We start from the raw sequence: 21,601 nt of genomic DNA on the forward strand, positions 1-21,601 counted from the left end.
CCTTGATCCAGTGGCCCCGGCACCTGTTACAGTGCCGGGGGCGTCTAGTAGTTACCAGGTGACGAGCCCGACCGCCTTCCTGAGGATGGCGACCACGTCGGCGATGTCGATGACGCCGTCCGGCGACGGCTTGCCGTTGGCCAGCGGGGCCACGTCGCCGTGGGCGATGTCGCGGGTTGTCGGGGTGATGAAGCCGGCGGCGATCTGCATCGCCCTCATGGCGTCGGCGATGTCGACCTTGCCGTCGCCGGTCAGGTCGCCGTCGGGGACGCTCTGGACGAGGCTCGGGCTCTTGGTGGTCACGTTCCCGGCGGCGTCGCGGGCGCTCACCGTGATGGTGGCGCTGTCGTAGCCGGCCGAGAGGTCGAGCGTCCAGCTTCCGTCCGCGGCGACCGTCATGATCCCCACCGGGCCGTTCTTGTCCGAGGCGGAGAGTAACGCCCCCGGCTCGGCGGTTCCGGAGAGCTGGGTGGCCGCTGCCGAGGCGACCGGGTCGATGGTGAGCTGGGGCGCCACGGTGTCCACCACGATGGTGCGGACCGAGCTGGCGGTCAGGCCGGTTGAGTCGGTGGCAGTCACCATCACGCGGTAGCTGCCGTCGGCCAGCCCGCTCAGGGCGAGGCTGTAGCTTCCGTTGGCCAGGGTGAGCGGAGTGCTCGTTCCGTTCACGGTGGCGGTCATGGAGGCCGCGGCCGTCGAGCTCGCGCTCACCGTCAGGGCGGTCTGGTTGGTGGCGGTATCCTGGCCCGGCTGCCCGACGGAGAGATCCGGCCCCTGCTGCTGGTAGTCGATCGAGCGCTTGAGGGCGGTCAGCTTTCCATTGGCGTCGGTGCCGGCCACCACGATGGTGTTCAGCCCGGGCTGGAGGGCGACCGTGGTCGAGAAGCTCCCGTTGGAGAGCTGGACCGGGGTCCCCGCCACGGTGACCGTGGTCCCCGCGGAGGCGGCGCCGGTGACGGTGAGCGAGGAGGCGGTGACCACCGCGTTGTCGGCCGGCGCGGTCAGCGCGAGCTGGGGAGCCAGCGCGGCGAGCTTGACGCTGCGCAGGTCGCGGCTCTGGTTCCCGGCCAGGTCGTTGGCCGTCACGGTGACGTTGTTGGTGCCGGCCACCAGCGGGAGCTGGCAGGTGAAGATCCCGTTCACAACCGGGACGGCGGTTCCGTTGACGGTCACCTTGTCGAGGTTCGGATCGGATACGGTTCCTTCCACGTTCTGCATCGGGATACCGGTGACGCTGCCGTCGGTGAGGGCCGAGACCGCGAGGGCCGGCGGGATGCTGTCGACCACCACGTTCTCGCTAGCCTGCGAGGAGGCACCGTTGGCGGCGGTGGCGGTGGCCACTACCTGGTTGCTTCCCTGGGCGAGCGAGACGAGGTCGCAGGCCCAGCTGGAGGCGGTCGGGTAGCGGACCGGGCCGGCCAGCACGTTACCCGAGACGGTCACCGTGACGGTGGCCCCCTGCGACATGGTGCCGGAGATGGTCTGGCTGGTCTGGTTGATGAGGACGGTGGCCTTGGCGACGGTGATGACCGGCGCGGCCGGGTTGTAGGAGACGGTAGCCCCCTGCGCCACGTGGTTGCCGGCGCTGTCGGAGGCGGTCACCGTCAGCTGGTTGCTCCCGGTGGCGAGCCCGAAGAGGGTCGCGCTCCAGTTCCCGCCGGTGACGGTGGCGCTGACGGGGGCGCCGTTCCCCACGGTGACCTGGACGGTGGCGCCGGCGGTGACGGTGCCGGAGATGGTGAGCGTGGAGCTGGCGGTGGTGGACGGGACCGGGGTGAGGGTCAGTACGAGCGCCCCCGGCGTGGTCGAGCCGCCGCCCGTCGAGGTCGGAGGATCGGTGATGGAGAATACCGCCAGCTTGGCGGTGGAGTTGACTACGAAGAGCTTGCCGCTGGCGGGATCGAAGACGGCGTCCGAGGGGGAGGTCACCTTGCCGGTGCCCGAGCCGTAGCTTCCGAGCGTGCTCAGGAAGCTGCCGTTCCCGGCGGGATCGATGGCCTGCAGGTTGTTCTGGAAGCAGTCGACCACGTACATCCGCTTGAGGTTGCCGCCGCCGTACTCGAAGACGGTGGCCTGGGGGGCGGTGAAGCGTAGCGGACCGGACCCGAGGGTGCCGATGGTCTTTTGGTAGGTGCCGGAGAGATCGAAGAACTGGACCCGCCCGTTTAAGGTGTCGGCCACCGCCAGCTGCTTCGAGCTCTTCTCGTAGCTGATGCCGGTCGGGGTGGCGAACTGCCCGTTGCCGTTGCCGGAGCTTCCGAAGCTGTTGGCGGGCTTGCCGGGGGAGGCGTTGGGCTGGGTGATGGGGGTACCCTGGGAGGAGAAGACCTGGACGCAGTCGTTGAGGCTGTCGACCACGTAGATGAGGCCGTCGGCGTCGACCGCCACCCCGTTGGCCATCTTGAACTGGCCGGTGGCGGCCCCGAGCCTGGCGACCTCCTGGCCGCTTAAGTCGACGATGCTTGCGTGGTCGCCGACGGTGACCACCAGGTTTCCGGAGAGGGTGACGGCGATCCCCTGGGGGTTGCCGGCGGTGGGGATGACCTTCACCAGCGCCCCGGCGGCGGAGAACTCCAGCACCCCTCCCCCCCGCGGATCGGTGAGGAAGAGGTTACCGTTGCCGTCGGTCGCCACCTTCACCGGGGTGGAGAGCCCTCCCGAAAGCGAGGGGAGCGGGGTCACCACCGGGACGGGGACCGCACCGGCCACTACCGCCAGCCCAAACAGCTGAAAAAGGACGCTGAAGAAGGTGGCCACCGCTCGGGCGCCGCCGCATTTCCTGCCGAATACCATTGTCTGCAAACCTCCCGCCCGACTGGAACCGGACGTCTCTGAAACTCTCAAACTGCCGACATTGAGACAAAAAAAGAATTGACGAAAAAATATCAAACGATATTTCGGCAACCCGGCTGTCTCGTGGAGACCCTAGGCTTTCCGCCCCATTCTCGCGAATGGTTGAGTATTGTCGTCTATCGAATTGTGAGTTTCGAGCCGGACTGGAGGTCGCGACACGAATCGGTTTCTGCACCGATTTAAAACGCTATTATGTCATTTTGTCGTGGGCAACAAAAAACCGGGTTGCCTGCAAATATCCTGCGATATTTCGGCAACCCGGCTGTCTCGTGGAGACCCTAGGCTTTCCGTCCCACCCTCGCGGATGGTTTAGTATTGTCGTGTATCAGCTGCGTTTTTTTCGATGCTAACTGAAGTCGCCGAAAAATGTCAAAACTTTTTTTGTCAAGGATCGACGAGTTCTACCGAAAGTCTCGGAATTATTTTCTGTTGTCACAGCAGGAGTTAGCCCGGCTGCCCCTTTGGCATAAGGCTCTCGCTGTGAGTGTGAGCCGTTTCGTCTATGTCATTGCCACGTCCTCGTGCCATGGCAGGCTGTGAATGAGAAGTTCGTCCCGTTGTTCTGCGGTGAGCAGGTATGCTGGACCGCGTTGTAGTTGACGACGCTCCTGATGGTCGCCGACGGTGCCAGTTCGAAGGCGGCGGTCTTCAGCCCGCTGAAGTGCCCAGGCGTAGTCGGCGCCGTGAGGATGGCGGCGTCGTGGCAGTCGGTGCAGACGAGCCCAACCTGCTGCGGGCTGAGGTGGAAATTATGGAGCCCGGAGAAGTAGCTGTTGTTCTGCGGCACCCCCTGCGAGGTCCCGGCCGCGTGGCAGCTCGTGCACTGGGTGGCGACGTCGATCTGCCCGCTCTGCCAGTTGGGGGTCTGGATGCCGCCGTGGCAGCTGATATTTGCGCAGGTCCCGCTGGCGGCGATGTAGGTGGCGGTTCCCCCGTTCGCGTTATAGGTGGCGAGTACCGCCAGGGTGACCGTCCCGGAGCCGTGGTTGGCGGTGCCGCTCCCCCCGCCGGTATGGCAGCTGCTGCAGACGTTGGCGACCTCCGCCAGCGCGTTGTGCGCGAGGTGGGCTCCCGCCACGTTGGGGGACGAGCTCCCGCTGGGGGGCGCGCTGTGGCAGGAGACGCATGCTCCGAGCACCGGGACCGCCCCGGCCGTGAGCGAGGTATGGCAGCTCGCGCAGGCCGGACCCGCCCCGCCCGCCAGCGCCACCCCGTGGCAAAGCGTGCAGGCGTTGGCCAGGTTCCCGGCGGTGGCGTGCCCCTTGCTGTTGGCGACCGCCCCGAGCTGCCACGGCTTGGGATGGGCCATGTTGGGGAGGTGGCAGCCGGAACCCTCGCACCCGGTGGTGAGCGAGCCGATCGGGAGGTTGAAGCGGGGGTTGGTCCCCGGTCCGGTCTGGGCGGCATGGCAGACCTGGCAGAAAGTCAGGTCCTGCTTGGCCAAGGGGCCGTGCTGGGTCGGGTCGGTGAAGGGGACCGGGTGGGGGGCCAACCGGGGGGCGTGCCCTCCGGCATGGCAGGTGAGCGCCCCGAAACTGGTGGAGAAGCAGCTGACCTGCGCGATCCCGCCGCTTACCGCGGGGGAGGTGTCGAATCCAGGTCCTCCGTGGCACTGGCCGCAGCTGCTCGGGGACGCCTGGTAGGCGGCGCGGTGTGCCACCACCCAGTTGGCCGGATGCTGCCCCGATTCGGTCAGGGCGGGGGCGCTGGCGTTGTCACTGGCGCAGCCGCCGAAGACGAGCAGGGATACGAAGAGGGCAGACCAGTAAAGGCGCAGGTTTGTCTTGGGCATGTTCAACTCCATCAGGGCAAGGATTTGACCGGTTCGTCCGGGCCTTAGGCGATGCTGGACAGTCTCAGACTGCACCTTATCCGGTGCCGATGGGGACATTATACGGTATGTCCTGAATCCCGCAAATTTCGTGCACTTTCAGCGCCTGCTGGTGCAGTCATAACCTACCGATAAGACAGTTACTTTATTAAATAGTCAAAGAACAAGGGTGGACCTGATACTGTAATTATATTAATGATATCTAACAGTATCGGCTAGCCTTCGAAAACAAGCCCGACAGGTATGTCAAATCCTGTTTCCACTCCTGCAACTGCATTTTTCCCTTTGAATCAAGCATGTTATAGATCCAGCTAACCCCAATTTTTTGACAGTCGCTGTTTGTCCGTTACAATTTCTCAAACCCTTCCAACCGCGATTCCTTCAGTCCAAGGAGCAACAAGATGAAGAAAAAGGGGCTAACCTCGGCGCTGGCACTCACTACGCTTGTACCCTCGCTTGCCTTCGCGGTCGACTTCCAGGCCGACGGCACCTCCATCTTCCGCCTCGAGCAGCGGGCCACCCCCGGCTTCGAGAAACAGACCGTGGCACCGTTCACCCAGTTCGCCGGGATTGACGTCGACAAGCTCGCCGACGGCAACCTTTCCCTGCACCTGTACGGGTGGGAGCGGGTGGACCTGGGCGATCCGAGCACCGGCGAAAAGAGAAACGACGGCGAGCTCTCCTATGGCTATCTCCGCTACCGCTTCGCCAAGGCCAACGGCGACCTCAAGGCGGGGCGCTTCGTGGTCAACGAGGGGATCGCCTCCGAACAGTTGGACGGGGTGGCGGGGCGCACCGACCTCGCCAAGGGGTTCGCCCTCTCCGCCTTTGCCGGGGCGCCGGTGAAGCTCGATCGTGGGAGTAACACCAAGGGGAGCTTCATCGCCGGCGGCAGGGGGAGCTACGCGTACGGCTCGCTTTTGGAGGTCGGGATCTCCGGCGTGCACGAGAAGGGTGGCATCTACGAGCCCCTTACCGGCAACAAGTACGACCGCGAGCTCGTGGGAGGAGACTTCTGGCTCCGCCCGGAGAAGCACGTGGAGGTGAACGGCCGCGGCTCCTATGACGTCTCCACCGACGGTATGGCCGAGCAGAGCTACCAGCTGAAGATCTTCCCGATGAAGAGCGTTACCGTGTCGGGGCTTTACAACGACGCCGATCTCACCCATTATTTCTCCGCCTCCAACCTGCGGTCGCTCTTCAACCCGGACCTCGGCGGGAAGGTGAAGTCCTACGGCGGGGCGGTTACCTGGAACGTGGCGGCACCCGTCGACGTCACCGGCGACTTCCGGCACATCAAGCGAAGCGACTCGATCGACCAGAACCTGAACGGCGACTCGAACCGTTACGGTGCCGACCTCCGGCTGAACTTCCTGGACAAGAAGGTCCGCCCCGGAGTTTCCTACCATCGCGTAGAGGGGGCCACCGGGTTCAACTCGTACCACGAGATCCGCGGATACTGCATGTACGACGACGGGCGCTACCAGGGGAGCGTGGACGGGATCGCCCAGCTCTTCAAGTCGAGCCTCTACCAGGTCAAGAACGCCTACGAAGCGATCGCCTCGGCCGGCTGGCGGATCATCCCGGCGCTGGCACTGTCCGGCGAAGTCAGCTACAGCAGGAACCCGTGGGTTACCGACGATGTCCGCGGGCTCGTGCGGTTGACCTTCAACTATATTTCAGAGAGCAAAGGAGCGAACAAATGACCGGCGCAAAGCTCTTCGGCATCGTAGTGGCGGTGAGCGGCATGCTCACCATCGGCGCCTGCGCCGTTGTCTCCAAGCAGGAAAGCCTCCCCGCCTGGCATCCCGAGGCCTTGGGCGAAGGGCGACCCGACTGCGTGGAGTGCCACGAGGACCAGATCAAGGGGGTGGCCAAGGGGCCTTCCACCTTCAAGCACACCACCGAGTTCATCCGCCAGCACCGGCTCTACGCGGCCCAGGACGAGAAGCTCTGCGAGATCTGTCACAAGGCCTCCTTCTGCAACGCCTGCCACGCCAACGAGCGCGAGATCAAGCCCTCCGTCTTCCTCGGGAACCGGCCGGACCGGGAGCTCATCCACCGGGGCGACTACCTTTCCGTCCACATGATCGACGGGAAAGTGGACCCGACCAGCTGCTACCGCTGCCACGGCCGGGCCAACAACGAGAAGTGCGTCAGGTGCCATAGGTAACGAAACAAGTAACGAAACAGGTTCTAGGTTCTAGGTTCTAGGTTCTACGTTGTGAAACCAGCGGATCTATCTGGCCCAGCTGGTTCAGACAACGGTTAAGGCCCCTCGTGACCACGCGGCTCTGCCAGGGACTGGTGGGCAGAGGGCTGCCCACCCTACGGAAACCAGGGTCGATTCAGTATTTAACCTAGAACCTAGAACCTAGAACCTAGAACGGTTTCTAGTCCTTATGGTGGCACCCGCCGCAGGCGGTCGGCCCTCTTCCGAGCTCCGTGTGGCATCCCCGGCAGGTCTTGTGGGCCCACTTCTGGCCAAGATCGGCAATCTTACCCGGCCCCTTCTCGTGGCACTTCGTGCAGTCCCTCAGCATCTCCTGGTGCTTCTTGTGCGGGAAGATCACCTTCCCCTTGGAGGCCGGGAATTCCATCACCTCCGCGGCGTGAGCCGCTCCTGCCATCACCAGCGCCGCTATCACCAAGAAAACTTCCCTTTTCATGTTCGCTTCTCCTTTTTTGGGTAACCGAGATTCGCAGACGGCTTGCCCTCGCGGCCGATTCCCTCACCCGGCCTTCGGCCACCCTCTCCCGGAGGGAGAGGGGGTAAGGGGGGTCACCCTCCCGGAGGAAGAGGGCATCGGGGCCATTCCCTCTCCCCCCGGGAGAGGGGGAGGAGTGAGGGAAGTTTCCCCCCTCCCGGTTGATACCGCTCCGGGAGGGGGCGCATCTTCACTTCGCTTCGATGGAGCCCAGGAACATGGCCACCAGGTCACCCTTGACGGTGGTATCTTCCTTGGCGAAGGCGGTGTCCGATTCCTGCTCCTGCAGGTGGGCGAGGAAGGTGGCGGAAGGGGCGGTGACGGTGGAGGGATTCACCACGGCGGCGACCTTGGTCGCCCCGCTCACGCCGTGCATCCGTACCGGGACGTCGCTGCCGCTCATCGAGTTGCCGTTCCCCCATTCGCCGGCCCCCCTGTCACCCCAGGCCCAGACCGAGCCGTCTTCGCGAAGCGCGATGGTGTGGTTGGCCTTGGCGGTAATGTCGACCACGTTGTCGATCCCGGCTACCACCACCGGGCGGGCGCTGGCCGTCACGGTCCCGGCTTCGCCGAGCTGGCTCGCCTCGTTGCTCCCCCAGGCATAGGCCCTGCCGTCCTTGGCGAGCGCCACGCTATGGTGCAGGCCTGCGGCGATCGACTTGATGCCGGAAAGGCCGCTCACCATGGTGGGGACGGCGGTGCCGCTGTCGGCCACCCGGCCGGTACCGAGGGCACCTTCGGCGCTGTAGCCCCAGCTCCAGACCGAGCCGTCCGCCTTGAGCGCCATGGTGTGGAACCCGCCGGCGGCGATGGCGATCACGTCATGGAGGCCGCTCGCCATCACCGGAACCCGCGACCGGTCCTTGGAGCCGTCGCCAAGCTGCCCGATCCGGTTGTTCCCGAGCGACCAGACGGTGCCGTCGTCTTTGAGGGCCACGATGTGGCTCTGGCCTGCGGCGATGGCCTTGACGTGGGAGAGTCCGAGCACCTGCACGGGGACGCTGCTGTTGCCTTCGCACCCCTGGCCGAGCTGGCCGGCGCCGTTATACCCCCAGCCCCAGACGGTCCCGTCTTTTTTGAGGGCCACCGAATGGCCGCCGCCAGCCGCCACGGCGACCACGTCCTTGAGCCCTTTCACCTGCTGCGGGTCCTGGGTCTTCCACCAGCTGGTGGTGCCGTTGCCGAGCTGGCCGTAGGTGTTCTTTCCGACCGCCCAGACGGTGCCGTCGGCTTTGAGTACCAGGGTGTGATTGCTCCCGGCGGCGTACCAGGCGGTTGCCGCACGGGCGTGGCCGGAGCCGGCCAAGAAGGCACCGGCGGTCAGGGCGACCATGGCCGCGAATTTGAGGAAACGGTTTCTTGCCTGCGGGGTTTTCCCATTGATTCTCAACATGACTCACTCCTTAATGATTGATTTAGGGGCTCGTGCACCAACGAAAAAGCCGGGTGCCGCAAAATCATCACAAGGCGATAATTCGGCATCCCGGCTGTCTCTGAGAGACCCAATGGGCTTTCCGTCCCATCCTCGCGGATGGTTTAGTAGTATCGTTATCACACTGCTTTCCCCGCCCTCCCACAGCCAGCGGGTTGCTTCCCTCTTAAGGAAGCGGAACAACTGGTCCTCTCTTCACCTCCTCATCGCTATTCTCCGGCTTGCCGGGGTGTTTGCCTGCCTTAGCCCGGGGTCCCTTGACAGTGGAAATAACGGTTGTCAGTTCGGGTGCCACCTGGTTGGCTCGTTACTGTCAAAACATGTTTCTACAAAAATCCTTTGACAGATAGGCAAGCTTTTCGGTTGTAGTTGCAAGACCTTTAACAGTTTTTCCCTGTTCTGGTTAGAGCAACTATGATGCCGGTTGAAAAATTTAAACAAGTGTTTGATTTTATTTGAGCGGGCGATGAGGAAAAATCGTGTCGATAATCAAGGAATGATCAGGCGCTGGGCAGGGGGTGTTCAAGGGGTGAACAGGGGGGCTGCGGGAACCCCATCCTCACCCCAGCCCTCCCCTTGAAGGGGAGGGGGGGCGGAAGGAAGGAGGTGGAAGGAGATGAACTGGCAACGGAAAGGAACGGGAAACGGGCAACGGGAAACGAACGGCAGGCTACTCTTCGAGCTTCTTGTCGATGCCGGCGCGGCCGTCGTCGCACATCTCTTCAGGCTCGGTGGGCCTGCTGTAGCGCGGGTCGCTGGTGGCGGTGACACAGACCGGTGCCGGCTCCTCGGTGGCGCCGGCGGCTGCCGGTACGTGCTCGTGGCTGCGCCCCCCCTTGGGAGGGTCGTCCCCCTTGGTCGGCTGCCAGTCGGCCATCTCCCTCAGGATGCGGAACCGCTCGTTGACCTCCCGCGCGAGTTGCCGGCGGTAGGCGGCCGCCCCCTCCGGGTTCATCTGGGCGAGCATGGAGTAGCGGACCTCGCCGGAGAGGAAATCCTCCAGCGACCCGTCCGGCTCCTTGGATTCCAGGATGAAGGGGTTTTTTCCCTGCTCGCGCAACTGCGGGTTGTAGCGGTAAAGCGGCCAGTAGCCGGATTTCACCGCCAGCAGGGACTCTTCGATCGATTTCCCCATGCCGCGGCGAAGCCCCTGGTTGATGCAGGTGGAATAGGCGATCACCAGCGACGGCCCCGGGTAGGCCTCCGCCTCCATGAGCGCCTTGAGGGTCTGGTTCTTGTCGGCGCCGATGGCCACCGAGGCGACGTAGACGTAGCCGTAGCTGATCGCCATCCTCCCGAGGTCCTTCTTGGCGGTCCTCTTCCCGGCGGCGGCGAAGCGGGCCACCGCGCCGGTCTGGGTCGCCTTCGAGCACTGGCCGCCGGTGTTGGAGTAGAGCTCCGTGTCCATCACGAGCAGGTTGACGTCCTCGCCCATGGCGAGCACGTGGTCGAGCCCGCCGAAACCGATGTCGTAGGCCCAGCCGTCCCCGCCGTACACCCAGATCGATTTCTTGGCGAGGAGGTCGGCCGCCTGGGCGATCTCCTCGAGCACCGGCTCCTTCGCCCCGGCCTTGGCGAGCAGCGGCTTGAGGGTCGCGGCATGGCCACGGGATAGCTCGAGGTCGTCCATGTGCTGAAGCCAGGCGTGAAAACCCTCTTTGAGCGGTTTGGGCAGGTCCTTCGACGATGCCGCCCGTATTAGCGACGCGAGCCTTTCCCTGCGCTGGGAGATCGCCATGTGGTAGCCGTAGCCGAATTCGGCGGCGTCCTCGAAGAGGGAGTTGTTCCAGGCCGGGCCGTGCCCCTCGTGATTGGTGCAGTAGGGGCTGACCGGCGCCGAGGCGCCCCAGATCGAGGTGCACCCGGTGGCGTTGGCGATCATCATCTGCGCCCCGAAGAGCTGGGTGACGAGACGCGCGTAGGGGGTCTCGCCGCACCCGGAACAGGCGCCGGAGAACTCGATCAGCGGCTGCTGGAACTGGCTCCCGATCACTGTCCCCCTCTTCACCAGGTGCCCCTTCGGGGAAAGCGCCTCGGCGAACTTGCGGTTATCCTCCTGGACCAGCTGGGTCTCGATCGGCTTCATGACCAGCGCGGACTGCTTGGCGGGGCAGATGTCCGCACAGTTGCCGCATCCCATGCAGTCCAGCGGATAGACCTGGATCCGGAACTGCTCCCCCCTCACCTCGCGGGCGATGGCGGCTATGGTCTGGTAGCTTTCCGGTGCGGCGGCCATCTCCTCGTCGGTGGCCAGGAATGGGCGGATGGTCGCGTGGGGGCAGATGTAGCTGCACTGGTTGCACTGGATGCAGTTCTCCTTGATCCACTCCGGCACGTTGATGGCCACCCCGCGCTTCTCGTAGCGGGCGGTGGAAACGGGGAAGGCGCCGTCCGGCTCGAAGGCGGAGACCGGGACGTCGTCACCCTTCTGGCGGAGGATCGGGAAGATCACCTTCCTCATGTACTCCGGCATCTCCTGCTCGAGCCGGAAGTCGAGCCCCCGCCGGTCGTCGGCCTTTTTCCAGGCATCGGGGTAGCGGATCTCGACCAGGCTTTCCACCGCCAGGTCCACCGCGTCGAGGTTCATCTGGACCACCTGTCCCCCCTTGCGGCCGTACTCCTTGCGGATGGAGTCCTTGAGGAGATCGACCGCCTGCTGGAAGGGGAGCACGCCGGAGAGCTTGAAGAAGGCGGTCTGCATGATCATGTTGATGCGCCCGCCGAGGCCGGCCTTGGCGGCGATGGCGATGGCGTCCACGTTGTAGAGGCGGATCTTGCCTGCGGCGATGGTGCGCCGCATGGCGGCCGGAAGGTTCTCCTCCAGCTGTTCCACCGTGTTCCACGGCGAGTTGAGCAGGAAGGTCCCCCCTTCCTTGATCCCCTCCAGGACGTCGTAGACCTGCACGTAGGGAGCTTTCTGGCAGGAGATGAAGTCGGCGGCGTCGACCAGGTAGGTGGACTGGATGGGATGCTTGCCGAAGCGCAGGTGGGAGACGGTGATCCCTCCCGATTTCTTGGAATCGTAGGCGAAGTAGGCCTGGGCGAAGAGGTCGGTGTTGTCGCCGATGATCTTGATGGCCGCCTTGTTGGCCCCCACCGTGCCGTCGGCCCCCATCCCCCAGAACCGGCACTGGATGGTCCCCTCCGGGGTGGTGGAGACGGTCCCTCGGACCGGCAGGGAGAGGTTGGTGACGTCGTCGTCGATGCCGACCGTGAAGTGCCGCTTACCGTCGGGGGCGGCCATGTTGTCGAAAACGCTCTTCACGTGCACGGGGCGGAACTCCTTCGACCCCAGCCCGTAGCGCCCCGCGTAGAGGTCGGGTATCTTCCCACCCCGCTCGAGAAACGCGGTGCAGACGTCGAGGTAGAGCGGCTCCGCGAGCGCACCGGGCTCCTTGGTCCGGTCGAGCACGGTGATCTTCCTGGCCGAGGCCGGGATGGCCTCCAGCAGGGCCTTGGCGTCGAAGGGGCGGTAGAGGCGCACCTTGACCAGCCCGATCTTCTCCCCCTGCCGCTGATAGAAGCGGACCACCTCCTCCACCGTCTCGCAGGAGGAGCCCATGGTGACGATCACCCGCTCGGCCTTGGGATCGCCGACGTAGTCGAAGAGGCGGTAGCGCCGCCCGGTCAGCTCCCCCACCTTCTCCATGCAGGCGGTCACCACCCCCGGGAGTGCCAGGTAGTACGGGTTGGAGCGCTCCCGTCCCTGGAAGTAGATGTCCGGGTTCTGGGCGGTACCCCTGAGCTCGGGATGCTCGGGGTTCATCGCCTTGGCGCGGAACTGGGCGATCTTCTCCCAGTCGACCAGCCCGGCCATCTGCTGGTAATCGATCACCTCGATCTTCTGCACCTCGTGCGAGGTACGGAAGCCGTCGAAGAAATGGACGAAGGGGACGCTCCCGTCCAGGGCGGCCAGGTGGGCCACCAGCCCGAGGTCCATGCATTCCTGGACCGAGGAGGAGCAGAGGAGGGCGAAGCCGGTGGCGCGGGCCGCCATCACGTCCTGGTGATCGCCGAAGATGGAGAGCGCGTGGGTGGCGAGCGCGCGGGCGGAGACGTGGAAGACGCCGGGGAGGAGCTCGCCGGCTATCTTGTACATGTTGGGGAGCATCAGCAAGAGCCCCTGGGAAGCGGTGAAGGTGGTGGTGAGCGCGCCCGCCACCAGCGAGCCGTGCACCGAACCGGCGGCACCCGCCTCCGACTGCATCTCCCGGATCAGGAGGGTCTGCCCGAAGATGTTCTTGCGCCCCTCGACCGCCCACTCGTCCGCCACCTCGGCCATGGTGGAGGATGGGGTGATGGGGTAGATGGCCGCCGTCTCGCTCATTGCGTAGGCTACGTGGGCCGCCGCGGTGTTGCCGTCCATCGTTTTTATTCTGGCTGTCATGGAACTCCCCCTTTGCAGGCATTAAAAGAAGGATTAATTATATTTAATATTTATTCGATGTCAACGCCCGGCTCGGGACCGCGGCCGCGCGTTCCGGGGGGGCGGCAGCGGTTGCCCGTAAGAAGGGATCCGGCGTGATATGGGGAGGACGCTCGGTGAACGGACAGACCGATAGCGCGCGGGCTCGGCTGGTTCAGCAGCGGGTTGGGGCCGGCGGAGGTCTTGGTCAACAAGAAGGTGTCGAAGCCGGTGAGAATGGAGACCGGCGCGGACTGATCCGGATGGTCGGTTGCCGGGAGATCGGGACCGGGCTGGGATGCCCGCCAGCTCCCCTGGGATCCGCTGGCGGGCGGCAAGCTGCCGGTTACAGCCAGTTCTTCGGGTACTGGCGGTGGTACACCACGTTGTTGGTGAAAAGGGCCACCGCCAGCAGCACTAGCGACCCGGAAAGAACCGGGACCAGGACGAAATGGGCGGTCGCGTGGCTCTGGACGCCGATGAGGGCGGTCGCCCCTCCCGGGGGATGGATGGTGCGGGTGAGATACATGACGAAGATGGCGACGCCGACCGCGAAGGCGATCGCCTCCGGAGTGGAGCCGAAGAGCGAGACGATGGCGACCGCGACCAGGGCCGAAAGGAGGTGGCCGCCCACCAGGTTCCGGGGCTGAGCCAGCGGCGACTCGACGGCACCGAACAAGAGGACGGCGGAGGCGCCGAAGGATCCGATCAGGAGCGGGTACCCGGCCATGCGGGTCATGGCGAAGATGGCCATGATGGAGCTCATCCCGCTCACCAGCCCCCAGACCGCGTATTTCATCGACACCGGTTCGGGAGCCCCCCGCAGACTCCCTTTCATCTTGATGGGAACGTTTATCAGCCGATTCTTCATCTTCCCTCCTCATTGCCACAAGTGAACCATTCCTGCCGTCCGGTGGCACCGGGGGGCCGCCCCCCAGATAATCGCCATCGGCTCGCGTATCCCCGCAGGGCGGGTATCACCCGTCCCGCCCGGCGCGCATGACGGAAGGACTCGGCGGGAGGTCGAGGAGAGCGCCATCCGTAACCGTTAGCTGGGGAAGGGGATCATACGGGAAGGAGAGGGGGGGAAACCTTGACTTTAGTCAAGGATTGGAGAAGGTCGGAAAGATTTCTTGAGTCGATGGTGCAAAAAACTACTGCAGCAATTCACGCAGTATCTCGCTCAGCTTTTGCAGGTCGAGCGGTTTCGATATGAAGTGCATCCCCTCCTCGATGATGCCGCGCTGGGCGACGAGGTCGGAGGTGTAGCCGGACATGAAGAGCACCTTCACCTCGGGCCTCATCTGCCTGATCCGCTCCGCCATCTCACGGCCGTTGATCCCCGGCATCACCACGTCGGTCAGCACGAGGTCGAAACCGATCCCTTCTTGGCAGAGCTTCAGCGCATCGCCAGGGGTGTTGGCCTGCAACACCAGGTAGCCGAGGTCCTCCAGCATCCTGGTGGTCGCCCACAAAAGCATCTCCTCGTCCTCCACCAGCAAGATGGTGCCGCTCCCGGTACGGGGGACCGGCAAGGGGGGGCGGTCGTCGACGACCTCCTGCCGCAGGCGGGGGAAGTACAGCTTGAAGACGCTCCCCTGCCCCGGTTCGCTGTAGCAGTTGATGAAGCCGTTGTTCTGGGTCACGATCCCGTACACCATGGCGAGTCCTAGGCCGGTCCCCTTCCCGACCCCCTTGGTGGTGAAGAACGGCTCGAAGATGTGCTTCCGGGTCTCCTCGTCCATCCCGCAGCCGGTGTCGCTGATGCTGAGCTGGATGTAGTCGCCGGGGGCGGCGTCGGGGTGGACGTGGCTGTAATCCCCGTCGATCCGGATGTTGGCGGTCTCCATGGTCAGGGTCCCCCCGTTGGGCATGGCGTCGCGGGCGTTGACCGAAAGGTTCATCAGGATCTGGTCCACCTGGGAGGGGTCGATCAGCACGTTCCAGAGATCCACCGAGGGGCGGAAGACGAGCTTGACGTCCTCGCCGATGAGCCGCCCCAGGTTCTTGACCGATTCCAGGATCAGTGCGTTCAGGTTGACCGGCTTGGGGACGATGACCTGCTTGCGGGAGAAGGCCAAAAGCTGCCTGGTGATGTTGCTCGAGCGTTCGGCGGCCTGCTGGATCATCATCAGGTTGTTCCTGATATCCCCCTCCGCCCCCTTGGCGAGCGAAAGGTGGACGGCACCGAGGATGACCCCGAGCATGTTGTTGAAGTCGTGGGCAACCCCTCCGGCGAGCCTCCCCACCGATTCCATCTTCTGGGCGTGCTGGAGCTGTTCTTCGAGCTGCTTCCTCTCGGTGACGTCGATCTCGATGCCGTCGAAGACGACATGGCCGCGCCGGTCGCGGTGCGGTGTGCTGGTGAGAAGAAGCCAGCGGCTCGCCCCGTCGGGGGAGTGCAACCGGATCTCCACCTTGAAGGTTTGCAGGGTGGCGATGGCCTCCGCCTCGGCCTTGGCGATCTTCTCCCGGTCTCCCTCGTGGATCTGGCGGTAGAGGATCCCGGGGTCGGCCATGACCGCCTCGGCGCTCACCCCGTGGAGTCGCTCGATCCCCGCGCTCAGGTAGGTGAACTGGCGCATCTCGCCCCCGACGCCGCAGTCTACCTGGTAGACCACGCTGTCCGATAGGTTGTCGCTCAACTGCTGAAGCCGGTTCTCGCTCTCCCTCAGGGCCTCTTCGGCGCGCTGCTTCTCGAGGTAACGGGTGGCGAGGGTGTCGACCATGGTGACCAGCGAGTTGCGCAGGTTCCCGAGCTCCCCATGGAACTTTCCCTGGGGGAGGACCGAGCGGTGGTCGCCGCCGGCGATGACGGTGCCGGCGAACTGGTCGAGCAGCGCCAGCGGGGTGAGGATCCATCGGGAGAGGATGATATAGAGGCTCGCGCAGATGGCGAGATCGAGGACGAGGATGGCCGCCAGCATGATGGCGGTGTTGCGAAAGAGCGCTTCCCGGATGTAGCGCCGGGTGTAGGCGATCCGGATGTGGCCGATCTCCTTCCCGCTGTAGACCACCGGCCGCCGCGCCTCGACGATGTGGTTGGCGGTGGCGGGGATGGCGCGGATCATCTCCCACCTTTCGCCGCGCCCCCGCACGAACCGCCGGTTTTCCGTTTCGAGCTCGAGGTAGGCCACGGTGGCATCGTGCATGAAACCGTCGAGGAAGACGTCGATCTGGTAGTCGTCGAAGTTCCAGACCGGCACCGCCAGCCCGGAAGCGAGCTGGTCGGCGGCCCCCTTGAGCTCCTTTTGGAGGCGCTCGTACTGGACGTCGCGCTCCCTCACGAAGTAGACGCAGCTGGCGGCGGTCATGGTGACGGTGACCACCGTGAGCACCATCATCATGATGGAGAACGATATGGATCGGGAGAAGCGGCTCATTTGATCTGGCGGTCACCCCCCCGCCCCTGGGGAGGAGTTTCCCCCGGGTAATTGACAGGGAGGACCCGGGGGGGGGCCGGATAGCCGAGGGTGGTGCAGGCGGGCGCGGGGCGCTCGGCGGCCCGGGAGGCGGGGGGGAGAAAGGCGAGCGTCAGCAAGGCGAAGAGGGGGGGCGTCCTGCGCATGTCCGTTGTCCTTACTTGAAGGTGGTGCCGGGCTGCATCCGGTACCGCTTGAGGTGCTTCTGGAGAAGCTTCTCGGGGACCCCCCTGCGGTCGAGCTCGGCGAGGCGCCTGCTGAAGTAGTCGAGCTGGGAGAGGCAGGCGGACTTCTTGCTGAACCCGAAGTGGATGTCCAGGGTGGAGATCGGCGGATCGAGGTGAACGACCGGATGCCTCATCGGCGTCTTGGCGACGTAGGCCTCGCCGAGGTAGTGGCTGGTGACGAAATAGTCGATCCTCCCCTCGTCCAGCTTGCGGAAGTTCTCCAGCATGCTCGGGGCCTCTTCCACCGACAGTTCCTGGCGCCAGTAGTTGTCGAACCCGGCTCCGAAGGTGTCCCCGAGGCTCACCCCGCCGCGGCGCCCCTTGAGGTCCTGCCACTGCCGGTAGGGGAAGGCGCGGTCCTTGCGGACGAAGATGACGATGGGGTTGGGGAAGGCCCGGTGGCTGGTGAAGGCGAGATACTGCGACCTTTCCGGGGTGATCCTCAGGCTGACCAGGAGGTCGATCTCGCCGCCCGCGGCCATCGACAGGGCGCGCTTCCAGGGGACCACCACCGGGGAGAGCTGCACCCCGGGAGGGGCGGCCATCCGCAGGAGCTCGATGCTGGCCCCGTCGAAGCCCGCGCCGGTTTCCCAGTCATAGGGGGGATACTGGGGGTTGGTGGAGTAGCGAATGGTGCCGCAGGTGGACGGAGGGGAGGCGGCGGCCGCCCCCGAACAAAGTATCAAGGCCGCGAGGAGCGCGCATGCCATCCCTCTCATAGATCCTCTTTTCTCCCCTTGGGCCCGGCGGTACTGTCACGGCCCGGCATCTTTGCCCTGCTTCACAGACATAAGGAGGAAATAATTATATCATGGGAGTCTCTGCCGGTTTAGGAATGAGAATTTCTCTTACCGCGGGTAGGAGTTTATCTTGGCCTGGCGACAGCCGTGCCGACCGCAGAGCCTGGAGCCCCTGCCCGGGAACCAGGGAGGAAGCCATCGGTTCCGGAATAACTACTCAAGCTCCACACCCGCCTGCCGATACGGTGACCAGAATACCAACAGGCATGAAACGGAGTGCACTTGGCCTTCATAGCCATTGACAAACTGCAGCCCGGCATGGTGCTCGGCGGAAACGTCTGCGACCGCAGCGGCAGGATCCTCCTCCCCGCCGGGGCCGAACTGGGGGAGAAGCATCTCTCCATCCTGCGCATGTGGGGGGTGATGGAGGCGGAGATCGTCTGCGAGCAGGAGGAGGAGCCGGAGGACGGCGAGCCGCTCGCGGAGTGCGACCCGGAGCTGGCCGCCGCCGCCCGCCAGGAGGTCGAGGCGCTCTTCGTCCACAACGACCACGCCCATCCGGCGATCAAGGAGCTGATGCGCGTCTGCATCCAGAGGAAGACCGACCATGTCGCGTGACCGCCAGCTGACGGTGGAGTACATGGTCCAGGACATCTCCACCATCCATTCCCTCCCCATGTTCTACACTAGGCTCTCCGAGGTGATCAGCCACCCCCGGAGCTCGATCGGGGACATCGGCAAGATCGTCTCCGAGGACCAGGGGCTGACCGCGCGCATCCTCAAGGTCGCCAACAGCCCCCTGTTCGGCTACTTCTCCAAGATCGACACCATCACCAAGGCGATCACCATCATCGGGGTGGACCAGGTGCGCGACCTGGCGCTGGCGCTCTCGGTGATGGACGTCTTCAAGGGGATCCCGGAAGACCTGGTCAACATGGAGCAGTTCTGGCGGCACTCGATCGCCACCGGGCTCGCCGCCCGCACCCTGGCCACCTCCCAGCGGGCCGCCAACCTCGAGCGCTTCTTCGTGGCCGGCATCCTCCACGACGTGGGGAGGCTCGTCATGTACGTGAGGATCCCGGAGATCTGCCGCGAGCTCCTGGAACAGTGCCAGCGCAGCGGGCAGCTTCTTTACCGCGCCGAACGCCACCGGCTGGGGTTCGACCACGCCGAGGTGGGGGGGTGCCTGATGAGGCACTGGAGGATCCCGTTGAGCATCGCCGAGCCGGTCGGCCTCCATCACGCCTGCCGCGGCGCCCACCAGTACCCGGCCGAGACCGCCGTCTTGCATGTCGCCGACGTCATCGCCCACGCCATGCAGATCGGCAACAGCGGCGAGCACTTCGTCCCCCCCCTCGACGGGGCCACCTGGGACGGGCTGAAGATTTCGAGCTTCTTCCTCCCCACGCTCGTGAAGCAGGTCGACGCCATGTTCGAGGAGATCATCTCCATTCTCTTCGGGGGGGAGTCCGGTGCCAGGTAACGAGGGTCAGGAAAAGATCAACGTACTGAAGGAGCGGGTCGACTTCCTCGAACAGGCGAACCTCAACTACCTGAGGACCCTGGACGTGCTGACCGCCTGTTCCGACTTCCAGTCCGACATGTACCGCAGCCAGGAGCCCTCCTTCGTGATCCGGGCGGTCTTCGGGCAGTTGCGCCGCCTGGCCCCCTTCGTCACCATGGCCATGTACAGCGTCGATCCGGACGCCTTCTTCACCCTCTCGGTCTGCGAGCCGGCGGGGGACGAGGAGGCGGTCAGGGCCGAGATAGACGCGAGGATCGCCGACGGGACCTTCGCCTGGGCGCTCAACCAGAACCACCCCCTGGTGGTCCCCACCCTGGACGGAAACGATACCCTGGTCCTCCACGTGCTGGCCACCAACTCGCGCATCCGCGGCATGTTCGTGGGGCTATTGGCCGGCAGCCACCTCAACGCCGAGCTCTGGACCCTCAACGCCCTCTCCATCGTCCTTATCAACACCGCCTACGCGGTGGAAAACTCCGAGCTCTACGACATGCTCCGCGAGCACATGCAGAACCTGGAGCACAAGGTCCAGCAGCGGACCACCGAGCTGGAGGCGGCGCTCGTCAAGGCGGAGGAGGCCACCGCCGCCAAGAGCGTTTTCCTCGCCAACATGAGCCACGAGATCCGCACCCCGATGAACGGTATCGTCGGCCTGGCCCGGCTGCTGATGGACACCCGCCTCGACAGCGAGCAGCTCCACTACCTGAAGTCGCTCATCGATTCGGCCGACGACCTCCTGAGCATCATCAACGAGATCCTCGACCTCTCCAAGGTGGAGTCCGGCAAGATCACCCTGGAGTCGGTCCCCTTCGAGCTGGAGCCGTTCCTGGAGCGCTGCCTGCAGCCGTTCGAGGTCCGGGGGCGTGAGAAGGGGGTGGAGGTGCACCTGGAGCTTTCCGCCGGCCTTCCTGCCTGGGTGGCGGGAGACCCGGTGCGGATCGGGCAGGTGCTGAGAAATCTGACCGGCAACGCGCTGAAATTCACCGAGAAGGGGAGCATCGTGCTCGGCTGCTCCGTCGAAGCGTCTGCCGGCCTCCAGGATCACCCGGGACCGGATTCCCCCTGCCCCCTCCCTGGCGCTGCCGATGGTACGGCCCCCGGCGCCGCGTCCCCCCCTTGTCAAAGGGGGGACAGGGGGGATTTTTACCCTCCCGGCCACGCCGTCGCTATCCGCTTCTCGGTGGCCGATTCCGGCATCGGCATCAGCCCCGAATCGCTCGACCGGATCTTCGAAAAATTCGTCCAGGCCGACAACTCCACCACCCGTCTCTACGGCGGCACCGGTCTCGGGCTCCCCATCAGCAGGGGGCTCGTGGAGCTCATGGGAGGGAAGATGGAGGTCGAGAGCACGCCCGGGGAGGGGAGTGTCTTCTCCTTCACGGTCACCCTCGCCATTCCGGACGCCTCCAAGCTTCCGGCCGCCAAGCCGGCCGAAGGGGGCGGAGCCACCCTGGTGCGCGCCAAGCGGCCACTGCGGGTGCTCCTGGTGGACGACGTCCCGCTCAACCGGCTGATCACCGCCAAGCTTTTGGCCAAGACCGGCGAGCACACGGTGGTCGAGGCATCCAACGGCAAGGAGGCGGTGGAGAAATGGGAGCGCGAGCCGTTCGACCTGATCTTCATGGACGTGCAGATGCCGATCATGGACGGCATGGAAGCCACCCGGGTCATCCGCGCCAGGGAAGGCGGGGTGGGGCGGCAGTCCCACATCTGTGCCATGACCGCCAACGCCATGAAGGAAGATGCAGCCGCCTGCCGCGCGGCCGGCATGGACAGCTACGTCTCCAAGCCGGTGCGTGAGGAGGACCTCTGGGAGGTGATCGGGGCGGTGGCCGGCCTCGCGGAGAGCGGCGAAGGGAGATCCGGGGGCGGAGATGCCTCGCCGGCGGCTCCCGGGGCGGGGGCGCCCCCGCTGACCGATTTCGATTACGCCGCCTTCGTGGAGAGGCTCGGAGGCGAGGAGGAACTGGCCGTCCAGCTGATCGGGATGTTCATCTCGAGCGTGGGAGAGCACCTGGCCGCCCTGGAGGCGGCCATCGCGGAGGGCGACAGCTCTCAGGTGAGGTACCGCTCCCACACCGTGCGCGGAAGCGCCGCCAACCTCGGGGCCGCCACCATGCAGGAGCTCTCGGGCCGCATCGAGGCCCTGGCGGCGGCCGGCCAGCTGGCGGAAGTCCCCTCCCTCCAGCGCCAACTGGTCCACATCTTCGAAAACTTCCGGAGCGCGGTCTCCTCCTTGGTGCCGTAGGCCCTTCCTCCCTTCCCGCCGTAACCACCTGCTTGCCGCCGAACCGCTACGCCCCCCGGCGATCCCCGACTGTCCCCACCGGGAACAACTGTCCCGATGCGGGACACCCCCGTCCTTCTGGTTTGATGCTAACCAGTTGAAACCATTGCCCAAATGAATTGGCAGGCAATCTGCTTGTTCAAAGGTAGCTCTGCGTGAGGCTGCCCCTTC

Annotated in this window: 14 protein-coding genes and 3 riboswitches; of the genes, 5 read left to right on the forward strand and 9 right to left on the reverse strand. The window is 65.0% G+C overall.

Annotation, left to right across the window (positions count from 1 at the left end; genetic code table 11):
• Positions 1-51: 51 nt before the first annotated feature.
• Together ACYVL5_RS02370 and ACYVL5_RS02375 are read right to left on the reverse strand one after the other, a co-directional pair.
• A complete protein-coding gene (locus ACYVL5_RS02370) occupies positions 52-2,793 on the reverse strand; it encodes an Ig-like domain-containing protein (RefSeq protein WP_460594109.1) in 2,742 nt (913 codons plus the stop codon).
• Between the two features lie 103 nt (positions 2,794-2,896).
• A riboswitch (cyclic di-GMP riboswitch) is annotated at positions 2,897-2,971 on the reverse strand.
• A 131-nt stretch (positions 2,972-3,102) separates the two neighbouring features.
• Positions 3,103-3,177, reverse strand: a riboswitch (cyclic di-GMP riboswitch).
• Between the two features lie 181 nt (positions 3,178-3,358).
• Positions 3,359-4,645: a CxxxxCH/CxxCH domain c-type cytochrome gene (locus tag ACYVL5_RS02375; protein ID WP_460593947.1), complete on the reverse strand. Its 1,287-nt coding sequence runs from the start codon at positions 4,643-4,645 to the stop codon at positions 3,359-3,361.
• 440 nt (positions 4,646-5,085) lie between these two features.
• Here ACYVL5_RS02375 and ACYVL5_RS02380 point away from each other — a divergent pair, with 440 nt between their 5' ends.
• Both ACYVL5_RS02380 and ACYVL5_RS02385 read left to right on the forward strand, forming a co-directional pair.
• On the forward strand, positions 5,086-6,390 hold the full coding sequence (locus ACYVL5_RS02380) for a hypothetical protein (RefSeq protein WP_460593948.1): 1,305 nt from the start codon (positions 5,086-5,088) through the stop codon (positions 6,388-6,390).
• Positions 6,387-6,857: a cytochrome C gene (locus ACYVL5_RS02385; protein ID WP_460593949.1), complete on the forward strand. Its 471-nt coding sequence runs from the start codon at positions 6,387-6,389 to the stop codon at positions 6,855-6,857. The genes ACYVL5_RS02380 and ACYVL5_RS02385 overlap by 4 nt, the downstream gene beginning before the upstream one ends.
• Before the next feature lie 220 nt (positions 6,858-7,077).
• Here the strand turns inward: ACYVL5_RS02385 and ACYVL5_RS02390 are convergent, their stop codons facing one another.
• The 7 genes from ACYVL5_RS02390 to ACYVL5_RS02420 all read right to left on the reverse strand — a co-directional run bounded on the left by ACYVL5_RS02390 (position 7,078) and on the right by ACYVL5_RS02420 (position 17,597).
• On the reverse strand, positions 7,078-7,353 hold the full coding sequence (locus tag ACYVL5_RS02390) for a cytochrome c3 family protein (protein WP_460593950.1): 276 nt from the start codon (positions 7,351-7,353) through the stop codon (positions 7,078-7,080).
• A 229-nt stretch (positions 7,354-7,582) separates the two neighbouring features.
• Complete coding sequence (locus ACYVL5_RS02395; protein WP_460593951.1) at positions 7,583-8,785, reverse strand: RCC1 domain-containing protein; 1,203 nt, start codon at positions 8,783-8,785, stop codon at positions 7,583-7,585.
• Positions 8,786-8,866: 81 nt separating this feature from the next.
• A riboswitch (cyclic di-GMP riboswitch) is annotated at positions 8,867-8,943 on the reverse strand.
• A gap of 551 nt (positions 8,944-9,494) precedes the next feature.
• The gene (gene nifJ, locus ACYVL5_RS02400) at positions 9,495-13,211 is read right to left on the reverse strand and encodes a pyruvate:ferredoxin (flavodoxin) oxidoreductase (RefSeq protein ID WP_460593952.1); all 3,717 of its coding nucleotides are present in this window, start codon (positions 13,209-13,211) and stop codon (positions 9,495-9,497) included.
• Positions 13,212-13,575: 364 nt separating this feature from the next.
• A complete protein-coding gene (locus tag ACYVL5_RS02405; RefSeq protein WP_460593953.1) occupies positions 13,576-14,100 on the reverse strand; it encodes an HPP family protein in 525 nt (174 codons plus the stop codon).
• 283 nt (positions 14,101-14,383) lie between these two features.
• Entirely contained in the window at positions 14,384-16,612 is a 2,229-nt protein-coding gene (locus ACYVL5_RS02410; protein WP_460593954.1) for a hybrid sensor histidine kinase/response regulator, read from the reverse strand.
• Positions 16,609-16,797, reverse strand: a complete 189-nt coding sequence (locus tag ACYVL5_RS02415) for a hypothetical protein (protein ID WP_460593955.1) — start codon at positions 16,795-16,797, stop codon at positions 16,609-16,611. The genes ACYVL5_RS02410 and ACYVL5_RS02415 overlap by 4 nt, the downstream gene beginning before the upstream one ends.
• 11 nt (positions 16,798-16,808) lie before the next feature.
• The gene (locus ACYVL5_RS02420; protein ID WP_460593956.1) at positions 16,809-17,597 is read right to left on the reverse strand and encodes a substrate-binding periplasmic protein; all 789 of its coding nucleotides are present in this window, start codon (positions 17,595-17,597) and stop codon (positions 16,809-16,811) included.
• 297 nt (positions 17,598-17,894) lie between these two features.
• Between ACYVL5_RS02420 and ACYVL5_RS02425 the strand changes: the two genes are divergently transcribed.
• From ACYVL5_RS02425 to ACYVL5_RS02435, 3 genes are read left to right on the forward strand one after another with little or no spacing between them, the layout of a single operon-like run.
• Entirely contained in the window at positions 17,895-18,236 is a 342-nt protein-coding gene (locus tag ACYVL5_RS02425) for a hypothetical protein (protein ID WP_460593957.1), read from the forward strand.
• The gene (locus ACYVL5_RS02430; RefSeq protein WP_460593958.1) at positions 18,226-19,101 is read left to right on the forward strand and encodes an HDOD domain-containing protein; all 876 of its coding nucleotides are present in this window, start codon (positions 18,226-18,228) and stop codon (positions 19,099-19,101) included. The genes ACYVL5_RS02425 and ACYVL5_RS02430 overlap by 11 nt, the downstream gene beginning before the upstream one ends.
• On the forward strand, positions 19,091-21,391 hold the full coding sequence (locus tag ACYVL5_RS02435; RefSeq protein ID WP_460593959.1) for an ATP-binding protein: 2,301 nt from the start codon (positions 19,091-19,093) through the stop codon (positions 21,389-21,391). Before ACYVL5_RS02430 ends, ACYVL5_RS02435 begins: the two co-directional genes overlap by 11 nt.
• Positions 21,392-21,601: the final 210 nt, after the last annotated feature.

This window comes from Geomonas sp. Red276 (genome assembly GCF_054784495.1).

Coding starts and splice junctions, on each gene's coding strand:
- ACYVL5_RS02370 (WP_460594109.1), bottom strand. CDS start 2,793: ATGGTATTCGGCAGGAAATGCGGCGGCGCCCGAGCGGTGGCCACCTTC.
- ACYVL5_RS02410 (WP_460593954.1), bottom strand. CDS start 16,612: ATGAGCCGCTTCTCCCGATCCATATCGTTCTCCATCATGATGATGGTG.
- ACYVL5_RS02385 (WP_460593949.1), top strand. CDS start 6,387: ATGACCGGCGCAAAGCTCTTCGGCATCGTAGTGGCGGTGAGCGGCATG.
- ACYVL5_RS02405 (WP_460593953.1), bottom strand. CDS start 14,100: ATGAAGAATCGGCTGATAAACGTTCCCATCAAGATGAAAGGGAGTCTG.
- ACYVL5_RS02420 (WP_460593956.1), bottom strand. CDS start 17,597: ATGAGAGGGATGGCATGCGCGCTCCTCGCGGCCTTGATACTTTGTTCG.
- ACYVL5_RS02395 (WP_460593951.1), bottom strand. CDS start 8,785: ATGTTGAGAATCAATGGGAAAACCCCGCAGGCAAGAAACCGTTTCCTC.
- ACYVL5_RS02430 (WP_460593958.1), top strand. CDS start 18,226: ATGTCGCGTGACCGCCAGCTGACGGTGGAGTACATGGTCCAGGACATC.
- ACYVL5_RS02415 (WP_460593955.1), bottom strand. CDS start 16,797: ATGCGCAGGACGCCCCCCCTCTTCGCCTTGCTGACGCTCGCCTTTCTC.
- ACYVL5_RS02380 (WP_460593948.1), top strand. CDS start 5,086: ATGAAGAAAAAGGGGCTAACCTCGGCGCTGGCACTCACTACGCTTGTA.
- ACYVL5_RS02390 (WP_460593950.1), bottom strand. CDS start 7,353: ATGAAAAGGGAAGTTTTCTTGGTGATAGCGGCGCTGGTGATGGCAGGA.
- nifJ (WP_460593952.1), bottom strand. CDS start 13,211: ATGACAGCCAGAATAAAAACGATGGACGGCAACACCGCGGCGGCCCAC.
- ACYVL5_RS02375 (WP_460593947.1), bottom strand. CDS start 4,645: ATGCCCAAGACAAACCTGCGCCTTTACTGGTCTGCCCTCTTCGTATCC.